This is a genomic window from Pseudomonas rubra (assembly GCF_028656935.1).
GTDB lineage: Bacteria > Pseudomonadota > Gammaproteobacteria > Pseudomonadales > Pseudomonadaceae > Aquipseudomonas > Aquipseudomonas rubra.
In genome coordinates, this window is the sequence record NZ_JAMDGZ010000014.1 from 76,045 (window position 1) to 90,998 (window position 14,954).

General features: G+C 60.4%; 14 protein-coding genes and 3 tRNA genes. 13 read left to right on the forward strand and 4 right to left on the reverse strand.

Features of this window, described 5'->3' with window-relative positions:
- Window positions 1–64: 64 nt before the first annotated feature.
- The gene (folD, locus tag M5G17_RS06960) at window positions 65–919 is read right to left on the reverse strand and encodes a bifunctional methylenetetrahydrofolate dehydrogenase/methenyltetrahydrofolate cyclohydrolase FolD (RefSeq protein ID WP_273892248.1); all 855 of its coding nucleotides are present in this window, start codon (window positions 917–919) and stop codon (window positions 65–67) included.
- Between the two features lie 284 nt (window positions 920–1,203).
- Between folD and M5G17_RS06965 the strand changes: the two genes are divergently transcribed.
- The 9 genes from M5G17_RS06965 to M5G17_RS07005 all read left to right on the forward strand — a co-directional run bounded on the left by M5G17_RS06965 (window position 1,204) and on the right by M5G17_RS07005 (window position 8,652).
- Window positions 1,204–1,280: transfer RNA gene (locus M5G17_RS06965), tRNA-Arg, on the forward strand.
- Between the two features lie 41 nt (window positions 1,281–1,321).
- A tRNA-His gene (locus M5G17_RS06970) sits at window positions 1,322–1,397 on the forward strand.
- A gap of 28 nt (window positions 1,398–1,425) precedes the next feature.
- A tRNA-His gene (locus M5G17_RS06975) sits at window positions 1,426–1,501 on the forward strand.
- Between the two features lie 231 nt (window positions 1,502–1,732).
- Window positions 1,733–4,144 (forward strand): TonB-dependent receptor, encoded by a 2,412-nt coding sequence (locus tag M5G17_RS06980; protein WP_273892249.1) that lies wholly within the window; start codon window positions 1,733–1,735, stop codon window positions 4,142–4,144.
- Between the two features lie 11 nt (window positions 4,145–4,155).
- Window positions 4,156–5,076: a ChaN family lipoprotein gene (locus tag M5G17_RS06985; RefSeq protein WP_273892250.1), complete on the forward strand. Its 921-nt coding sequence runs from the start codon at window positions 4,156–4,158 to the stop codon at window positions 5,074–5,076.
- Window positions 5,077–5,101: 25 nt separating this feature from the next.
- A complete protein-coding gene (locus M5G17_RS06990) occupies window positions 5,102–6,046 on the forward strand; it encodes a ChuX/HutX family heme-like substrate-binding protein (protein ID WP_273892251.1) in 945 nt (314 codons plus the stop codon).
- Complete coding sequence (locus tag M5G17_RS06995) at window positions 6,043–6,873, forward strand: heme/hemin ABC transporter substrate-binding protein (protein WP_273892252.1); 831 nt, start codon at window positions 6,043–6,045, stop codon at window positions 6,871–6,873. The genes M5G17_RS06990 and M5G17_RS06995 overlap by 4 nt, the downstream gene beginning before the upstream one ends.
- Before the next feature lie 29 nt (window positions 6,874–6,902).
- A complete protein-coding gene (locus M5G17_RS07000) occupies window positions 6,903–7,883 on the forward strand; it encodes a FecCD family ABC transporter permease (RefSeq protein ID WP_273892253.1) in 981 nt (326 codons plus the stop codon).
- 1 nt (window position 7,884) lies between these two features.
- Complete coding sequence (locus tag M5G17_RS07005) at window positions 7,885–8,652, forward strand: ATP-binding cassette domain-containing protein (RefSeq protein WP_273892254.1); 768 nt, start codon at window positions 7,885–7,887, stop codon at window positions 8,650–8,652.
- 7 nt (window positions 8,653–8,659) lie between these two features.
- Here M5G17_RS07005 and M5G17_RS07010 read toward each other — a convergent pair whose 3' ends face one another.
- The 3 genes from M5G17_RS07010 to M5G17_RS07020 form a co-directional block, all read right to left on the reverse strand.
- On the reverse strand, window positions 8,660–9,619 hold the full coding sequence (locus M5G17_RS07010; protein ID WP_273892255.1) for a FecR domain-containing protein: 960 nt from the start codon (window positions 9,617–9,619) through the stop codon (window positions 8,660–8,662).
- On the reverse strand, window positions 9,616–10,131 hold the full coding sequence (locus tag M5G17_RS07015; RefSeq protein ID WP_130263947.1) for a sigma-70 family RNA polymerase sigma factor: 516 nt from the start codon (window positions 10,129–10,131) through the stop codon (window positions 9,616–9,618). The genes M5G17_RS07010 and M5G17_RS07015 overlap by 4 nt, the downstream gene beginning before the upstream one ends.
- A 69-nt stretch (window positions 10,132–10,200) precedes the next feature.
- Window positions 10,201–10,617, reverse strand: coding sequence for a hypothetical protein (locus M5G17_RS07020; RefSeq protein ID WP_273892256.1), 417 nt, complete (start codon window positions 10,615–10,617; stop codon window positions 10,201–10,203).
- Between the two features lie 266 nt (window positions 10,618–10,883).
- On the opposite strand from M5G17_RS07020, the gene M5G17_RS07025 reads away from it, so the two are divergent.
- The 4 genes from M5G17_RS07025 (at window position 10,884) to clpX (ending at window position 14,891) form a co-directional block, all read left to right on the forward strand.
- On the forward strand, window positions 10,884–11,174 hold the full coding sequence (locus M5G17_RS07025; protein ID WP_273892257.1) for a DUF6388 family protein: 291 nt from the start codon (window positions 10,884–10,886) through the stop codon (window positions 11,172–11,174).
- 280 nt (window positions 11,175–11,454) lie between these two features.
- Window positions 11,455–12,765: a trigger factor gene (gene tig, locus M5G17_RS07030; RefSeq protein WP_273892258.1), complete on the forward strand. Its 1,311-nt coding sequence runs from the start codon at window positions 11,455–11,457 to the stop codon at window positions 12,763–12,765.
- A gap of 92 nt (window positions 12,766–12,857) precedes the next feature.
- Window positions 12,858–13,499, forward strand: coding sequence for an ATP-dependent Clp endopeptidase proteolytic subunit ClpP (gene clpP / locus M5G17_RS07035; protein ID WP_273892259.1), 642 nt, complete (start codon window positions 12,858–12,860; stop codon window positions 13,497–13,499).
- Between the two features lie 108 nt (window positions 13,500–13,607).
- Window positions 13,608–14,891, forward strand: a complete 1,284-nt coding sequence (clpX, locus tag M5G17_RS07040; RefSeq protein ID WP_273892260.1) for an ATP-dependent Clp protease ATP-binding subunit ClpX — start codon at window positions 13,608–13,610, stop codon at window positions 14,889–14,891.
- The last annotated feature ends 63 nt before the right edge of the window (window positions 14,892–14,954 follow it).

Consider the following 14,954-nt stretch of genomic DNA (forward strand, 5'->3'; position numbering starts at 1 on the left):
CCAAACACCAGGCACAAAAAAACGGCACCCTCACAGGTGCCGTTTCTTATTTCGCCATCAACACTTACTTATGCAGTTCTTCAGCCGCATACAATGTGTTCTCCAGCAGGCAGGCCCGGGTCATCGGCCCGACACCACCCGGCACCGGGGTGATCCAGCCAGCGCGGGGCAGGGCGGTCTCGTAGACCACGTCGCCGACCAGCTTGCCATCTTCCTGGCGGTTGATGCCGACGTCGATGACGATTGCGCCTTCCTTGATCCATTCACCCTTGACCAAGCCTGGCTTGCCAGCGGCAACCACCACCAGGTCGGCGCGGCCGACGTGGCCGGCCAGGTCCTTGGTGAAGCGGTGGGTGACGGTCACGGTGCAACCGGCCAGCAGTAGTTCCATGGCCATTGGCCGGCCAACGATGTTGGACGCGCCGACAACCACCGCGTTCATGCCGTACAGGTCCTGACCGGTGCTTTCGAGCAGGGTCATGATGCCTTTTGGCGTGCACGGGCGCAGCAGCGGAATACGCTGGGCCAGGCGGCCGACGTTATACGGATGGAAACCATCGACGTCCTTGTCCGGGCGAATGCGCTCGAGCAGCAGCGAGGCGTCCAGGTGCGCCGGCAGTGGCAGCTGCAGGAGGATACCGTCGATGTCAGGGGCATCGTTGAGGCGATCGATCAGGTCGGTCAGGGCTTGCTGCGTGGTATCGCTGGGCAGGTCGAAGGCCTGGGAGATGAAGCCGACCTCTTCGCAATCCTTGCGCTTGTGCGAGACATAGACTTGAGACGCGGGGTCGGTGCCGACCAGGATCACCGCCAGGCCAGGCGTACGCAGGCCTTGCTGGCGACGCTCCACGACACGTTGGGCGATCTGCTGGCGCAGGCTGGCGGCGATCGCCTTGCCGTCGATAAGGTGTGCAGTCATGACGCGTGATTAACCATCGAGAAGGAATAAAAAGAGCGCGCATTCTCGCATGAAGGGGCCCGAGGGCAAAGGCGCTTGGTCCGGCAATTGCCCTAAGCCCTTAAATAAAATGAATTTTTTTTATAAAATAGTTGACGGGTTTTCCGCTCGTCTATAAGATTCGTCGCACTTGTCGGGCAGAGCCTAGCACTGGTTAGCAAGGTCAGGCAGAGCGAGCGAATTTTAAGCTTGTTCGGTACGGCTAAACGTTAATTTGTAATCGTCACAGAAAGCAGATTAAATATGCGCCCGTAGCTCAGCTGGATAGAGCATCCGCCTTCTAAGCGGATGGTCGCAGGTTCGAGTCCTGCCGGGTGCGCCAATCGGCAGCTTTGGCACAAGTAAAGCGGTAACTGCAATATGGTGGGCGTAGCTCAGTTGGTAGAGCCCAGGATTGTGATTCCTGTTGTCGTGGGTTCGATTCCCATCGTCCACCCCATATGCAGTTTTGCGGTAAATGCAATATGGTGGGCGTAGCTCAGTTGGTAGAGCCCAGGATTGTGATTCCTGTTGTCGTGGGTTCGATTCCCATCGTCCACCCCATATTCCCAAAGGCGCCCGATGAAAATCCGGCGCCTTTGTTTTTTGCGCTGAAGCGCGAGAAAGCCTCGAGAAAGCCGCCTTGTGCGGCTTTTGTCGTTTTTGCAGTTCGAGTTCACCCTTCGGTTCTGCAAATAGAAATTAGTTTTAAATAAAACTGATTTTCATTTCCCTTTTTCCATTCCTCGCGTGACCTCTCTTACAAGATCATTTCAATCTGCAAGGGAGCGCCTCGTGAAAAGCACACAGCCGGCCGCCGTTCAGCGGTTGCAGCACAACAATAAAGGCGGTGCATGGAAAATTGCGTGCAGTGCGCTGACGGCACTGGCATTGGTGGGTGCAGGTAGCGGCGCGTCGCTGGTATCTGCCGCTGAAAAGGCAACCACCCAGCAGGCGTCGCTGCGCAAGCACTATGTCATTGCGGCTGGGCCGCTGGCGCCTGCCTTGAACCAACTGGCTGCGGCCAGTGGGGTGATCCTCACCTTCGATCCGCAGCTTAGCGAGCATCGCAGCACCCAGGGGCTTGAGGGCGAATACACACTCAAGGAAGCCTTCGACCTGTTGTTGATGGGCACTGGCCTGTGGGTTGAGCAGCTTAAGGATCACACCTTGGTGCTGCGGGTGAACGAGCGAAGCGACAGTGCCCTGGAAGTCGGACCGACCATGGTCGGTGCCCTGGCCGAGCGGCCTGGGGCGATTCAGAGTAGCCGTGAAGTGCATCCTGAACGTCAGGATCTCAACAGTGTGGTGCGTTCGATCCCTGGTACCTACACCCTGCATTCGCGTAGCCAGCCGGGGGTATCGGTGAACATTCGCGGCCTGGCCGGGTTGGGTCGGGTCAACACCATGATCGATGGCGTCACCCAGACCTTTCGCAACAATGCTGGCCACGGTTCGGGCGGGCCAATGGCTTTTGTCGATGCCAACCTGCTGGCTGGCGTCGATGTGCAGCGCGGTTCGGTGGACGGCGCTGAAGGTGCCAACACTCTGGGCGGTTCGGCGAATTTCCGTACCTTCGATATCGATGACATCGTCAAGCCAGACCATCGCGTAGGCCTGCGTACGACCTATCGCACCGGTAACAATGGCTACGGCAACACCCGCATGTTTGCCGCCGGTGCCCGCACCCGGCCGGAAGATGTCGAGGGTGTTTACGGCCTGGTCGCTGCCGTCAGCAGCACCCAGACTGGCGAATACAAGACCACCAATGGTCAGTCCAACGAATACGACACCACCAAGCAGAACCCGCGCTCCGGTTTGCTGAAGCTGCGCCTGCAGCCGAACGACATGCACCGCCTGGACCTGAGCGGGGTGAAGTATCGCAACGAGTTCTATCACAATTACCCCTGGCAGCTGGACAACGAGACCTATCGGGCCAAGTACGCCTACACGCCCTACAGCGAATGGGTAAACCTGACGGTCAATGCCTACCAGAACAAGACCGAACTTGAGTATCCGCCGGTAGAAGAGTCCCACTACATTGGCCGCAAGACCCGCGACGATGCCCACGGTCTTGACCTGACCAACGTCAGTCGTTTCAGCCTCGGGCCGGTGGAAGCAAGCTGGAGCAATGGTGCGCGCTACTACACCGACGATTTTGTTGCCCAGACCCCGGAAAAACGTGGCGCCAACCCCGAAGGCAAGCAGACCACCCACAGCCTGTTCAGCACCCTGGAGTTCAACTACGACATCTATGCCCTGACCCTGGCCGGCCACTACGACGGCTACAAGGTCAGCGGCCATGTGCCCAAATGCTCGATCATCGGCCAGTGCCGCGGCATCGACGGCGGCGACGTAGACATTACCCGTCGTGAGCACAGCTTCAATCCACGGGTCGGCTTTGCCGTGAAGCCCTATGACTGGATGCAGCTCTACACCAGTTGGTCGCGTACCTCGCGGGCGCCACGGGTGCAGGAAATGTTTTTCGAAAAGGTGCCGCTTGAGGCCGATGCCAGCGACGCCGACGGCGTCGGCGCCAACCCGTTCCTGCGTCAGGAGCGCTCGACCAACTACGAATTCGGGGTCAATTTCACCCGCAGCGGGTTGTTCAGCAATGATGATTACGGGCAACTGAAGATCAACCGCTTCATCAGCAAAATCGATGGCTACATCACCCCGCAATCATTCGACATTGTCGATGACGACGGCGAAGAGTCGGCGAAGATGAACTGGGTCAATTGGCCGGAAGAAGTGCGCATGAGTGGCTATGAGCTCGAAGGTCGCTACGACGTCGGCTTCTTCTACGCCAACCTGTCGTGGACCAAGGCCACTACCCAGTCACCGACCACCTCCGGCATCGAGCTGGAAGATATCAATAGCCAGCCGGACCGCTTCTGGACCCTGGATCTGGGTACCCGCTGGCTCGACGAGCGCCTGGTGCTGGGCGCTCGTGGCGAATACGCAGGGCCGTCGGAAACCAGCTGGGACTGGTACGAGACGAAAAAATCCAATTCCACCGGGGTGATCTGGGACCTGTATGGCAGCTACCAGGTGCAGGACAACCTGAGCCTGTTCTTCAACGTCGAGAACGTTGGCAACAAGGTCTACAACAACAGTGCCTCGGTGGACTACCTGATGTCGGCGGTGATGGACCAGGGCAATGGCCGTGGTCGTACGACCTCGTTCGGCTTCACCCTCGAATACTGATGAGGCTCGCTATGTTCAAGTCTTCCTTTGTGGGCCTGGGGCTGGCCCTGCTCGTCGGCTGCACCAGCGTTAATACGCCGGTGGCCGACAGTGCCTACACTCGGGTCGAGGCGCACATTCCCCAATGGGGCGCGATCATCGAATTGGGCTCTGGCAGGCAGATTTCGCCGGACCAATTGCTTGATGAATTAGCGCCTGCGCGCACGGTGATGGTCGGCGAGTTACATGACAACGTTGCCCATCACCTGATTGAACAATGGCTGGCCAGCCAGTTGGCCAAGCGCCGCCCCCAGGGCGCGGTGGTGCTGGAGATGCTCGACAGCGACCAGCAACGCCCGGTCACTGACGTCCAGGCCTGGCTGGGCCAGGGCAACCAGGTGCGCAGCCAGCGCCTGCAGCAGATCATCCATTGGGACCCGCGCTGGAGCTGGGAGCAGTACGGCACCCTGATGCAGGCACTGATGCCAGCGCAGGCAGCGCTGCTGGCCGGAAACCTGTCGGCCGCCGAGCGCAAGCGCATGATGGCGGCGCCTGTAGACAACCCCGACCGACTGTTCCCGTCGCCGGCCATTGCCGCTCGCCAGCGTCAGCACATCAGCGACATGCATTGTGGGCAGATCGACTCCGCGCGCATGAGCGCCATGCTGGCAATCCAGCACGCCCGTGACCTGCGCATGGCGCAGGTGCTCGATGACGCCAAGGCCCCCGGCTTGTTGTTCGCTGGGGTCCTGCACACACTGAAAAGCCTAGGCGCCCCGCAGTACCTGGCACAAGGCGCACATGATCCGGGGCTCAAGGTGCTGGTGATCGGCGAGCAAGGTCATGGCCTGACGGCGCGTGACGCCGATTACGTCTGGCTGCTTCCGGCTCAGGATGCCGATGGCGTGGCCCTGGTGGCCGGCGCAGGCGGTTGTGATCAGCCCGCCCATTGAACCTCTTCTCTACAAGGAATTTACCGTGACTCAATTTTCTGCTGTCGAACTCAATGAGCGTTTTGGTACCGATTGTTTGTGTCTTGATCTACCAGCGGTGAACGTCGCCGCGCAATTGCATGCCCTCGGCCCTGTGCGCACCGCGACCCCGGCTAGCCATGCCTGGATTGAGCAGATCGGACGCTACCCGCAGTCTGACGACATCAGCGAAGCGGGCCTGGTTATTGGCGAAGACGGCCTGGATCTGCGCTTGAATCTGCGCGCCTGGTACTGGATGTGCATGCAGCATGACGTCGTTGCCAACGTCTACAGCCTGAACATCTTCGACCGACACGCTCAGACGTTGCTGCGTCTGGTGTCACTGCCGGAGTCTGCGTTGGCGGGCTGGGCAGCGCTTTATAGCCAGTGTGTGGTCAGGCCGTCGCAGTTCATCCCGCGCGAAGTCTTCGCCAAACGCTCGATCCAGCTACCAGGCCTGGTCGACGAGTGGGCGGCGATGGCCAACGTTCATGAGCACTTTGCCCTGCTCAAGCGCCATGGCCTGACCCGCTTCGAGGGCAACGTCCTGGTGGCCCCTGAATTTGCCCGGCAATTGGCGCAGACCAGCCCGGTCGAGGTATTCCGGCAGCTAGCCGCCAGTGCCTTGGAGCTGATGCTGTTTGTTTACAGTGCTGGCAGCGTGCAGATCTTCACCGGGCGTCTGTCGGGCATGAGCGAGGCGGGCGCAGAGTTGTGGTTCGACATGCCTGCCAGTGAGCAGGCTGCGCCTACTCGCTTCAGGATTGCCGATGCGGCAGATGCGCAAATCTGGCGCGTTTTTAAACCTAACCAGGTGGGCGGCGTTACCAGCCTTGAGTTTTTTGACGCTGAGCAGCGCCTGATCGTCCAGGTGTTCGCCCGGCGTCCGGCAGGGCAGGAGGAGCAGCCGGCCTGGCGCCAATGGCTGGATGTGCTGGAGGCGACCCGATGAGGGGTGTGATCCTTGGCGTGCTGGCGGCGTGTGCGCTTACCAGCGTACAGGCCGAACCCGCCGACACCCTGGTGATTGGCAACGACCTGGCGGAAATTGTTGATCGCCTGGATGGCACTTCGCGCCTGTTGGGGCGCGATGACTCCAGTCGCTACCCGCAAGCCATCGCTAGCCTGCCGTCGGTGGGCTACATGCGCCAGCTCTCGGCCGAAGGCGTGCTGGCCCTCAAACCGCAACGGCTGTTGATCAGCGATGCCGCCCGCCCGGTCCTGGTGCTGCGTCAGTTGCGCGGCCTGGGGCTGGAGGTGGTGAGTATTGCTCGCGGCAAGGTCGTCGGCGATATCCCGGCAAAAATCGAGCAGGTCGCGGCGGCCATGAACCGCCAGGCACAGGCGCAGCCGTTGCTCGACGAACAGCGTCGGTTGGCGGGACAACTGTCCAAGACGCCAGCATTGAAAGGTGCGAAAGCCTTGTTCATTTTCAATCATGCGGGCATGACCCCGCTGATCATGGGGCGCGGCACCGAAGCCCAGGCGGCACTGGAGCAGGCGGGCATCGAAAACTGCGCGACTTTCACTGCTTATAAGCAGGTGGCGGCGGAAGCCATGGTGACCTTGGCGCCGGACTTCGTCATTGTCAGTACGGCCGGCTTGGCGGCACTGGGCGGGGAAGACAACCTGTGGAAGCTGGGCGGACTGGCGCATACTCCGGCCGGACAGCATCGGCGGCTGGTCCAGGTCGATGACCAGGCCTTGCTCAATCTCGGGCCGCGCACGGTGCAGGCCATGCTGCAATTGCGCCAGGATGCCGGAGCGCTGTTTCCATGAAGGCCGCGGGGAATAATGTCAGGTTGCCGATGTTGATACTGATGCTGGCGGGGCTGTGCGGCCTGCTGGTGATGTGTTCGCTGGTCGGCAGTATTGGCTTGTCGCCACGGATCCTGGTTGGCGACCTGCCGAGCGCACTGGAGTGGCAGGTGTGGAGTGAGGTGCGCTTGCCGCGCCTGTTGCTGGCGGTGCTGGTGGGCTCGACCCTGGCGGTGGGTGGCACGGCGATGCAGGGGCTGTTTCGCAATCCGCTGGCCGACCCGACCCTGCTGGGCCAGGCCAGCGGTGCGGGGTTGGCGGTGTCGATCTGGGTGGTGCTGTTCAGTGGCCGCTTTGCCGGGCTGGAGCTGTATGGACAGTTTTTCGCCGGCTTTATCGGCGCGTTGCTGGTGACGCTGGTGATTTTTCGCATAGGCCGCGGTTACAAAGGGCGCGAGTCGACCATCACCTTGTTGTTGGCGGGCCTGGTAATCAACACCCTGACCGGGGCCATTGGCGGTGTCCTCACGTTCATTGCCAGTGAAGAACAGTTACGCCAACTGAGCTTGTGGGGCATGGGCAGCCTGAGCAGCGCCGAGTGGTCGACCTTGACGGTGGCCTGTGTGGTCTTGCCCTTGACCTTGTGGGTGCTGGCGCGCTGCGCGGGTGATCTGGACCTGTTTCAGCTGGGCGAGGTGTCAGCACATGCCGCGGGGCTGGATGGCGAGCGCCTGAAAAATCGTGTGGTGCTGGCCTCATCACTGGGGGTGGGCCTGTGCGTGGCCTTGAGCGGCATCATCGGTTTTATCGGCCTGCTGGTGCCGCATTGCTTGCGCCTGTACTTCGGTCCCGGCCACCGCCTGCTGATCCCGGCCTCGATGCTCTGCGGTGCGATCCTGCTGCTGATCGCCGATACCCTGGCGCGCAGCCTTGCCAGTCCGGCGGAAATCCCTGTTGGTCTGGTCACCAGCATCATTGGCGGGCCTTACTTTCTCTGGTTGTTGCTGGGCCGAAAGGTGCGGGAGTTTTGAAATGCTGGAACTGATCAATGTCAGCCTGGAGCAGCCATTTGCCCTGGCGCCCATCAATGAGCAGATCGAGGCCGGCGAGTTACTCGGCCTGATCGGTCCCAATGGCGCGGGGAAAAGCACGCTGCTCTCGCTGATCTCCGGTTACCTGCAGCCAGGTTCCGGGAAGATCGAGTTGCTGGGCCGTGAGCTGTCTGCATATTTGCCTGGGCAACTGGCGCGCAGGCGGGCGCTGGTCACTCAACAGATGGACAGTGCCTTCGATTGGCGGGTCGATGAGTTCATTCGCCTGGGTCAGCAGCATTCGGGCGAGCCTTGCCCGGGCATTGTTGACGCCCTGGATATCCGTCATCTGCTCGGCCGTGGGGTATTGTCCCTGTCGGGTGGCGAGCTGCAGCGGGTGACCATTGCCCGGGCCATGAACCAGTTGGGCGTGAGTCCCCTGGCTGACGCCCGGGACGATGACCAGGGCTGCCTGCTGTTGCTGGACGAGCCGACCAGCGCCCTGGACATCGGTCAGCAACAGAATCTGATGCGGGTGCTGCGCACGCTCGCCGGCTCGCCGCGCATTGCCGTAGTGTGTGTGCTCCACGACCTCAACCTGGCGGCGCGTTACTGCGATCGGCTGTGGCTGCTGGAGCAGGGGCGGCTATGCGCCAGTGGTGCGCCGGCCCAGGTGCTCAGCGAGCAGCGCATCGCCCAAGTGTTTGCCGCCCAGGTGCATGTAAGTACAGTCGAGCAGCGTCAGGTGCGTATCGAGCTGCTGGCGTGAAAGGCATTCAGCGCGCGTCCAGGGTTACCCAGTAGCGAGAGCGCCGCTGCACTTGCAGGGGCAGCGAGTGGGGCAGGGCGTCGAGTACCGCATCGGTGTCTTTGAGCGGGTAAACACCGGAGACGCGCAGCGCGGCAATCTCATCGCTGCACCGCAGCAGGCCAGGCCGGTAACGACTGAGCTGGGCGACAAAGGCATCCAGGCGCATGTTGTCGGCTACCAGCAAGCCCCGGCTCCAGGCCGGTTCGGCCTGGTTACCGGTTGCCGGTTCAATGTGCGTCGCAGTGAAGCGCACCCGTTGCCCGGCGGCCAGGCGCAGGGTGCTGCTTGGCGCTTGCTGCGGCTGGACCTCGACAGCACCTTCGAACAGCTCGACCTGAGTCACCTGCCCTTGCAGCTCGACACTGAAACGCGTGCCCACGGCTCGCACCAAGCCTTGCGCGGTTGCTACGCGCAGTGGGCGGCGGCCGGCATCTGCCGGGTGTCCGCTGCTGAGCAGCAAGCGGCCATTGCGTAGCTGCACCAGCCGCTGCTGGCTATCAAAATGCACGGTGATTTCGCTGTCAGCATCCAGGGTCAGGCGGCTGCCATCTTCCAGGTTGATGTGCTGCGGCGCACTGGCGCCATTGCTGTAGGTCAGGCCTGGGTTCGACTGCCAGAAGTTGCGGTAGGCCAGTTGCCCGGCGCAGCCGAACAGGCCGAGCACAGCGAGGGTTTTGAGTGCTTGCCGGCGACTGTGGCCCAGGCCGCTCTGGGACAGGCTCTGGTAGCCAGCCTGCGGTTCGAGCCCGGCCATGCGCCGACGCAGCGCCTCGATGTGCAGCCAGGCGCGTTCGTTGTCCGGATGGGCCGCGCGCCAGTGGTCCAGCGCTTGCCGTTGCTCGGGGCTGAGGGCGCCTTCCATGGTTTCGGTGAGCCAATGCGCGGCTTCGCGGGTAGTGCGCGGGTTGAACGGCGAGGGCGTCATGACAGGTCGGCAAAAAAACAGTGTTGGTTAGCCCGCACCAGGTAAAGCTTCACCGAGCGGGTGCTGACCTGCAGGCGTTCGGCGATTTCGGCGATCTTCAGGCCTTGCAGGTGCGACAGCAGGAAGGCTTCCCGGACCTTGCCCGGCAACGTGTCGAGCATGCGATCGAGCAGCGTAAGCGCTTCAAGTGCCAGTACACGGACTTCAGGGGAGGGTTCCACTGCCTCGGGCAGGCTGGCCAGTGCTTCCAGATACGCCTGTTCCACTAAACGCCTGCGATAGACATTGGCCATCAGCCGCCGCGCCACGGTCGACAGGAACGAGCGCGGTTCGCGAATCCTGAACAGATCCTTGGCACTGAGAATGCTCAGGAAGGTGTCTTGGGCGATGTCGGCGGCGTGCTCCGGGCAGCCGATGCGGTTGCGCAGCCATCGGTGCAGCCAACGGTGATGGTCGTTGTACAGCGTGCTCAGGCAGGTGTTGAGCTGTGTTGCAGTGGGGCGGGTGTCCATCGTGTGCTTGGCCGGCGTGAGGCGGAACGGGCGGCCAGTATATCGAGAACAATTATCAAATGATAATTGTTATTGTTTGATCGCGCTGGTGAGCGGCTGGCTTTGAGCTGACATGGCGCTGTTTGCGGCGGTCGTCGCCTCAGGTTGCAAGCTTTCGTCGCACGCTTGCTGGCTGATGGCCCTGGCCAATGAGCCTTTGAAAATGGGGGTTGCGTCCTTGTCGGCGACGGCGCTTTTCAGATCGTCCAACGAAATGCCCGATCCCAGAAAACGCACGGTGCGTTTGGTGCAGTCAAATTGGCGAGCGCTGTAGCTGGTGCCGCTGATACCCACCCGTTGGGTGATGACCGTGCGATCGGAGCTGTCGCCGGACATGCTCACGATTGAATACAGGGCATCAGGGTCCTGGGACGCCTCTATCAAGGAGGCGGAAACTGTCGAGCAGGAGAGGGCCAGGCAGGTGGCGGCGAGCAGTTTGTTCAGCACGGGGGACGTCCTTGCATGAGCGCTGGTCATTCCGTTGACGCTATCAAACAGGAATGAAACGTATTACCAATATGGCGAATCGCTAGCTTATCGGGCTGGTGAGGCCTAGACAATTGTTTGCAGCTTTCGTTTCGTACATTTCCGACAACTGGAGGCGATTATTCTGACATCTTTTGACGGCCTGGTGACAACCGATCAAAAGCTGATAGATTTCAGCTGGTTGAAGCAGTGACCGGGCGTCCGGTCGCAGAAAGGAAAAAAGCACCATGATTTCACCAGAACGTCAGGCCGTCGCCTTGCAGCGCTATCTCGACGCCAGTCCGCAGATGCGTGAGGAAATCGCCGGGCTCAGCGAGCGTGAGCAGGCCCAGCAGGTCCTCTGGGCCTTCGAGGATGCCGCGCAGGAGCAGGGGCTCGAGCCTTGGGAGCTGACCTTGCAACTGATCGCCGACTCCGCCGAGGAGCTCGCCGTCATGCGCCTTGAGGTGCACCGCGAAGTTGCCCAGGCGCTGGGAATGGAGTGGGAAGAGTATTGCGCGTTCAACGGTATCGAGTAGAAGTCCTAACGCCGGGACTCGGTTTTGTAGTGTTTTGACAAGATTTTCTGCAGTCCAGGGGCTGGATCGTCATGGCCGCAGCTGTGGCGTCCAGGCCAAGGCCTGCGTGTGTTGAGCAAGCTTCGGCAGGGTTTTTGCCAGGGGCTTTGAATTAAATGCACCGGCGTTCTTTCCCGTCGTCTTGAACGGGGTGACTTCTGGCCTTTGAGCCACTAGAATGTTTGCCCTTGATTCTGGAGTCGGGTATCGCCGGCTAACGTCTGTGCAACGAGGAATATCCATGCAAGTTTCGGTTGAAAATACTTCTGCTCTCGAGCGCCGCATGACCATCGCCGTTCCGGCCGAGCGCGTCGAGACCGAAGTCAACAAGCGTCTGCAACAGACTGCCCGTCGCGCCAAGGTCCCGGGCTTCCGTCCTGGCAAAGTGCCGATGAGCGTGATCCGTCAGCGTTACGAAGATGCCGCCCGTCAGGAAGCCTTCGGCGACCTGGTCCAGGCTTCTTTCTACGAAGCGGTGGTCGAGCAGAAGCTGAACCCGGCTGGCGCCCCTGCCGTCGAGCCAAAATCGTTCGAAAAAGGCAAGGATCTGGAATACGTCGCCATTTTCGAAGTCTTCCCTGAGTTCACCGTTGCCGGTTTCGACTCGATCGCCATCGAGCGCCTGAGCGCCGAAGTGGCTGACGCCGACCTCGACAACATGCTGGAAGTGCTGCGCAAGCAAAACGTTCGTTTTGAAACCGCCGACCGTGCAGCCCAGAACGAAGACCAGCTGAACATCGACTTCGTCGGCAAGGTCGACGGTGAAGTGTTCGCTGGTGGTTCGGCCAAGGGTACCCAGCTGGTGCTGGGTTCCGGTCGCATGATTCCGGGCTTCGAAGAAGGCCTGGTTGGCGCCAAGGCGGGTGAAGAGCGCGTTCTGAACCTGACCTTCCCTGAGGGCTACCAGAACCTGGATCTGGCTGGCAAAGCCGCCGAGTTCACCGTAACCGTCAACAGTGTTGCCGAGCCAAAGCTGCCTGAGCTGACTGAAGAGTTCTTCGCTCAGTTCGGCATCAAGGAAGCCACGCTGGAAGGTTTCCGCACCGAAGTTCGCAAGAACATGGAGCGTGAACTGCGTCAGGCGATCAAGACCAAGGTCAAGAACCAGGTAATGGACGGCCTGCTGGCTGCCAACCCGATTGAAGTGCCAAAAGCCCTGCTGGAGAACGAAGTGAACCGCCTGCGCGTTCAAGCCGTTCAACAGTTCGGTGGCAACATCAAGCCTGAGCAACTGCCGGCCGAGCTGTTCGAAGAGCAAGCCAAGCGCCGCGTCGTGCTGGGCCTGATCGTCGCCGAAGTGGTCAAGCAGAACGAACTCAAGCCAGACGAAGACCGCGTTCGCGAAATGATCCAGGAAATGGCCTCGGCCTACCAGGAGCCTGAGCAGGTCGTGGCTTGGTACTACAAGAACGACCAGCAACTGAACGAAGTTCGTTCGGTTGTGCTGGAAGAACAAGTTGTGGATACTGTTCTGCAGAAAGCGACTGTGACCGATAAATCGGTCTCTTACGAAGAAGCTGTCAAGCCAGCCCAGGCACCTGCCGCTGACTGATTTCCTTCTCTTCGCAGGAAAACACCACAAGCCAGCCTTCGAGCTGGCTTGTGCGTATTCAAGACATGACTATTTGGGAGTGAGTGCAGGACATGTCCCGCAATTCTTATTATCAGCAGAGCTCTGACATCCAGGCCGCAGGCGGCTTGGTCCCGATGGTTATCGAGCAATCCGCTCGTGGCGAACGCGCCTATGACATCTACTCGCGCCTTCTGAAGGAGCGGGTGATCTTCCTGGTCGGCCCGGTAGAGGACTACATGGCCAACCTGGTAGCGGCGCAGATGCTGTTCCTTGAAGCGGAAAACCCGGACAAGGATATCCATCTCTACATCAACTCGCCGGGCGGTTCGGTGACCGCTGGCATGTCGATCTACGACACCATGCAGTTCATCAAACCGGACGTGTCGACCATCTGCATCGGCCAGGCCTGCAGCATGGGCGCTTTCCTGCTGGCTGCAGGGGCTAAGGGCAAGCGTCACTGCCTGCCGAACTCGCGGGTGATGATTCACCAGCCACTAGGCGGTTTCCAGGGCCAGGCGACGGATATCGAGATCCACGCCAAGGAAATCCTCTCCATCAAGTCGCGCTTGAACGAACTGCTGGCTTTCCACACAGGTCAAGAGCTGGAAACCATCAAGCGTGATACCGAGCGCGACAATTTCATGAGCGCCGAGCGCGCAGCCGAATATGGCCTGATCGACTCGGTCTACGACAAGCGGCAACTGGCCTCCTGAATCCGGGTGCCAGAGCAGGTAGGCGGTGATTCCGCCTACCTGTGGACTTGAAAAAGCCCGCAATTGCCTTCATCTTGTGTTGCAAGCCTACCGGATTGGATCGATCGAATGACTGACACCCGTAACGGCGAGGACAACGGCAAATTGCTCTATTGCTCCTTCTGCGGCAAAAGCCAGCACGAAGTGCGCAAGTTGATTGCCGGCCCCTCGGTATTTATCTGCGACGAGTGCGTCGACCTGTGCAACGACATCATCCGTGAGGAGGTGCAGGAAGCCCAGGCCGAAAGCAGCGCGCATAAACTGCCTTCGCCGAAAGAAATCAGCACCATCCTGGACCAGTACGTCATTGGTCAGGAGCGTGCGAAAAAGGTACTGGCGGTAGCGGTGTACAACCACTACAAGCGCCTGAATCAACGCGACAAGAAGAATGATGACGTCGAACTCGGCAAGAGTAACATCCTGCTGATCGGTCCGACGGGCTCGGGTAAGACCCTGCTCGCCGAAACCCTCGCTCGTCTGTTGAATGTACCGTTCACCATCGCCGATGCCACCACCTTGACCGAAGCCGGTTATGTGGGTGAAGACGTCGAGAACATCATTCAGAAATTGCTGCAAAAGTGCGACTACGACGTGGAAAAAGCCCAGATGGGCATTGTCTACATCGACGAGATCGACAAAATCTCGCGCAAGTCGGACAACCCGTCAATTACCCGTGACGTCTCGGGTGAGGGCGTGCAGCAAGCGTTGCTCAAGCTGATCGAAGGCACGGTCGCTTCGGTGCCCCCGCAAGGTGGCCGCAAGCACCCGCAGCAGGAGTTCCTGCAAGTCGATACGCGTAACATCCTGTTTATCTGTGGCGGTGCGTTCTCGGGCCTTGAAAAGGTTATCCAGGCGCGTTCCACCCGTGGCGGCATCGGCTTCAGTGCCGAAGTGCGCAGCAAGCAGGAAGGCAAGAAGGTTGGCGAGTCGCTGCGTGAAGTTGAACCTGACGATCTGGTCAAGTTCGGTCTGATCCCCGAGTTTGTCGGTCGCCTGCCGGTTTTGGCGACCCTCGACGAGCTGGACGAAGCTGCGCTGATGCAGATTCTGACCGAGCCGAAGAACGCCCTGACCAAGCAGTATGCCAAGCTGTTCGAAATGGAAGGTGTGGACCTGGAATTCCGCAGTGATGCGCTCAAGTCCGTGGCCCGCAAGGCTCTGGAGCGCAAAACCGGCGCCCGTGGCCTGCGTTCTATCCTCGAAGGCATTTTGCTCGACACCATGTACGAGATTCCTTCGCAGAAGGATGTCAGTAAGGTGGTGATCGACGAAAGCGTCATCGAAGGTTCTTCGCAGCCGCTGTTGATCTACGAGAACAGCGAGCCGCAAGCCAAGGCTGCACCCGACGTTTGAGCCGCGATGCGGCTCGATTCAAGCAAGGGGCCTTCGGGCCCCTTTGCTTTTCCTGTCGCAGCG

Excerpts from the sequence above, each read along its gene's own strand:
- folD (WP_273892248.1), bottom strand. The coding sequence starts at position 919 with ATGACTGCACACCTTATCGACGGCAAGGCGATCGCCGCCAGCCTGCGC.
- M5G17_RS06985 (WP_273892250.1), top strand. The coding sequence starts at position 4,156 with ATGTTCAAGTCTTCCTTTGTGGGCCTGGGGCTGGCCCTGCTCGTCGGC.
- M5G17_RS06995 (WP_273892252.1), top strand. The coding sequence starts at position 6,043 with ATGAGGGGTGTGATCCTTGGCGTGCTGGCGGCGTGTGCGCTTACCAGC.
- M5G17_RS07000 (WP_273892253.1), top strand. The coding sequence starts at position 6,903 with ATGTTGATACTGATGCTGGCGGGGCTGTGCGGCCTGCTGGTGATGTGT.
- M5G17_RS07005 (WP_273892254.1), top strand. The coding sequence starts at position 7,885 with ATGCTGGAACTGATCAATGTCAGCCTGGAGCAGCCATTTGCCCTGGCG.
- M5G17_RS07010 (WP_273892255.1), bottom strand. The coding sequence starts at position 9,619 with ATGACGCCCTCGCCGTTCAACCCGCGCACTACCCGCGAAGCCGCGCAT.
- M5G17_RS07015 (WP_130263947.1), bottom strand. The coding sequence starts at position 10,131 with ATGGACACCCGCCCCACTGCAACACAGCTCAACACCTGCCTGAGCACG.
- M5G17_RS07025 (WP_273892257.1), top strand. The coding sequence starts at position 10,884 with ATGATTTCACCAGAACGTCAGGCCGTCGCCTTGCAGCGCTATCTCGAC.
- tig (WP_273892258.1), top strand. The coding sequence starts at position 11,455 with ATGCAAGTTTCGGTTGAAAATACTTCTGCTCTCGAGCGCCGCATGACC.
- clpP (WP_273892259.1), top strand. The coding sequence starts at position 12,858 with ATGTCCCGCAATTCTTATTATCAGCAGAGCTCTGACATCCAGGCCGCA.
- clpX (WP_273892260.1), top strand. The coding sequence starts at position 13,608 with ATGACTGACACCCGTAACGGCGAGGACAACGGCAAATTGCTCTATTGC.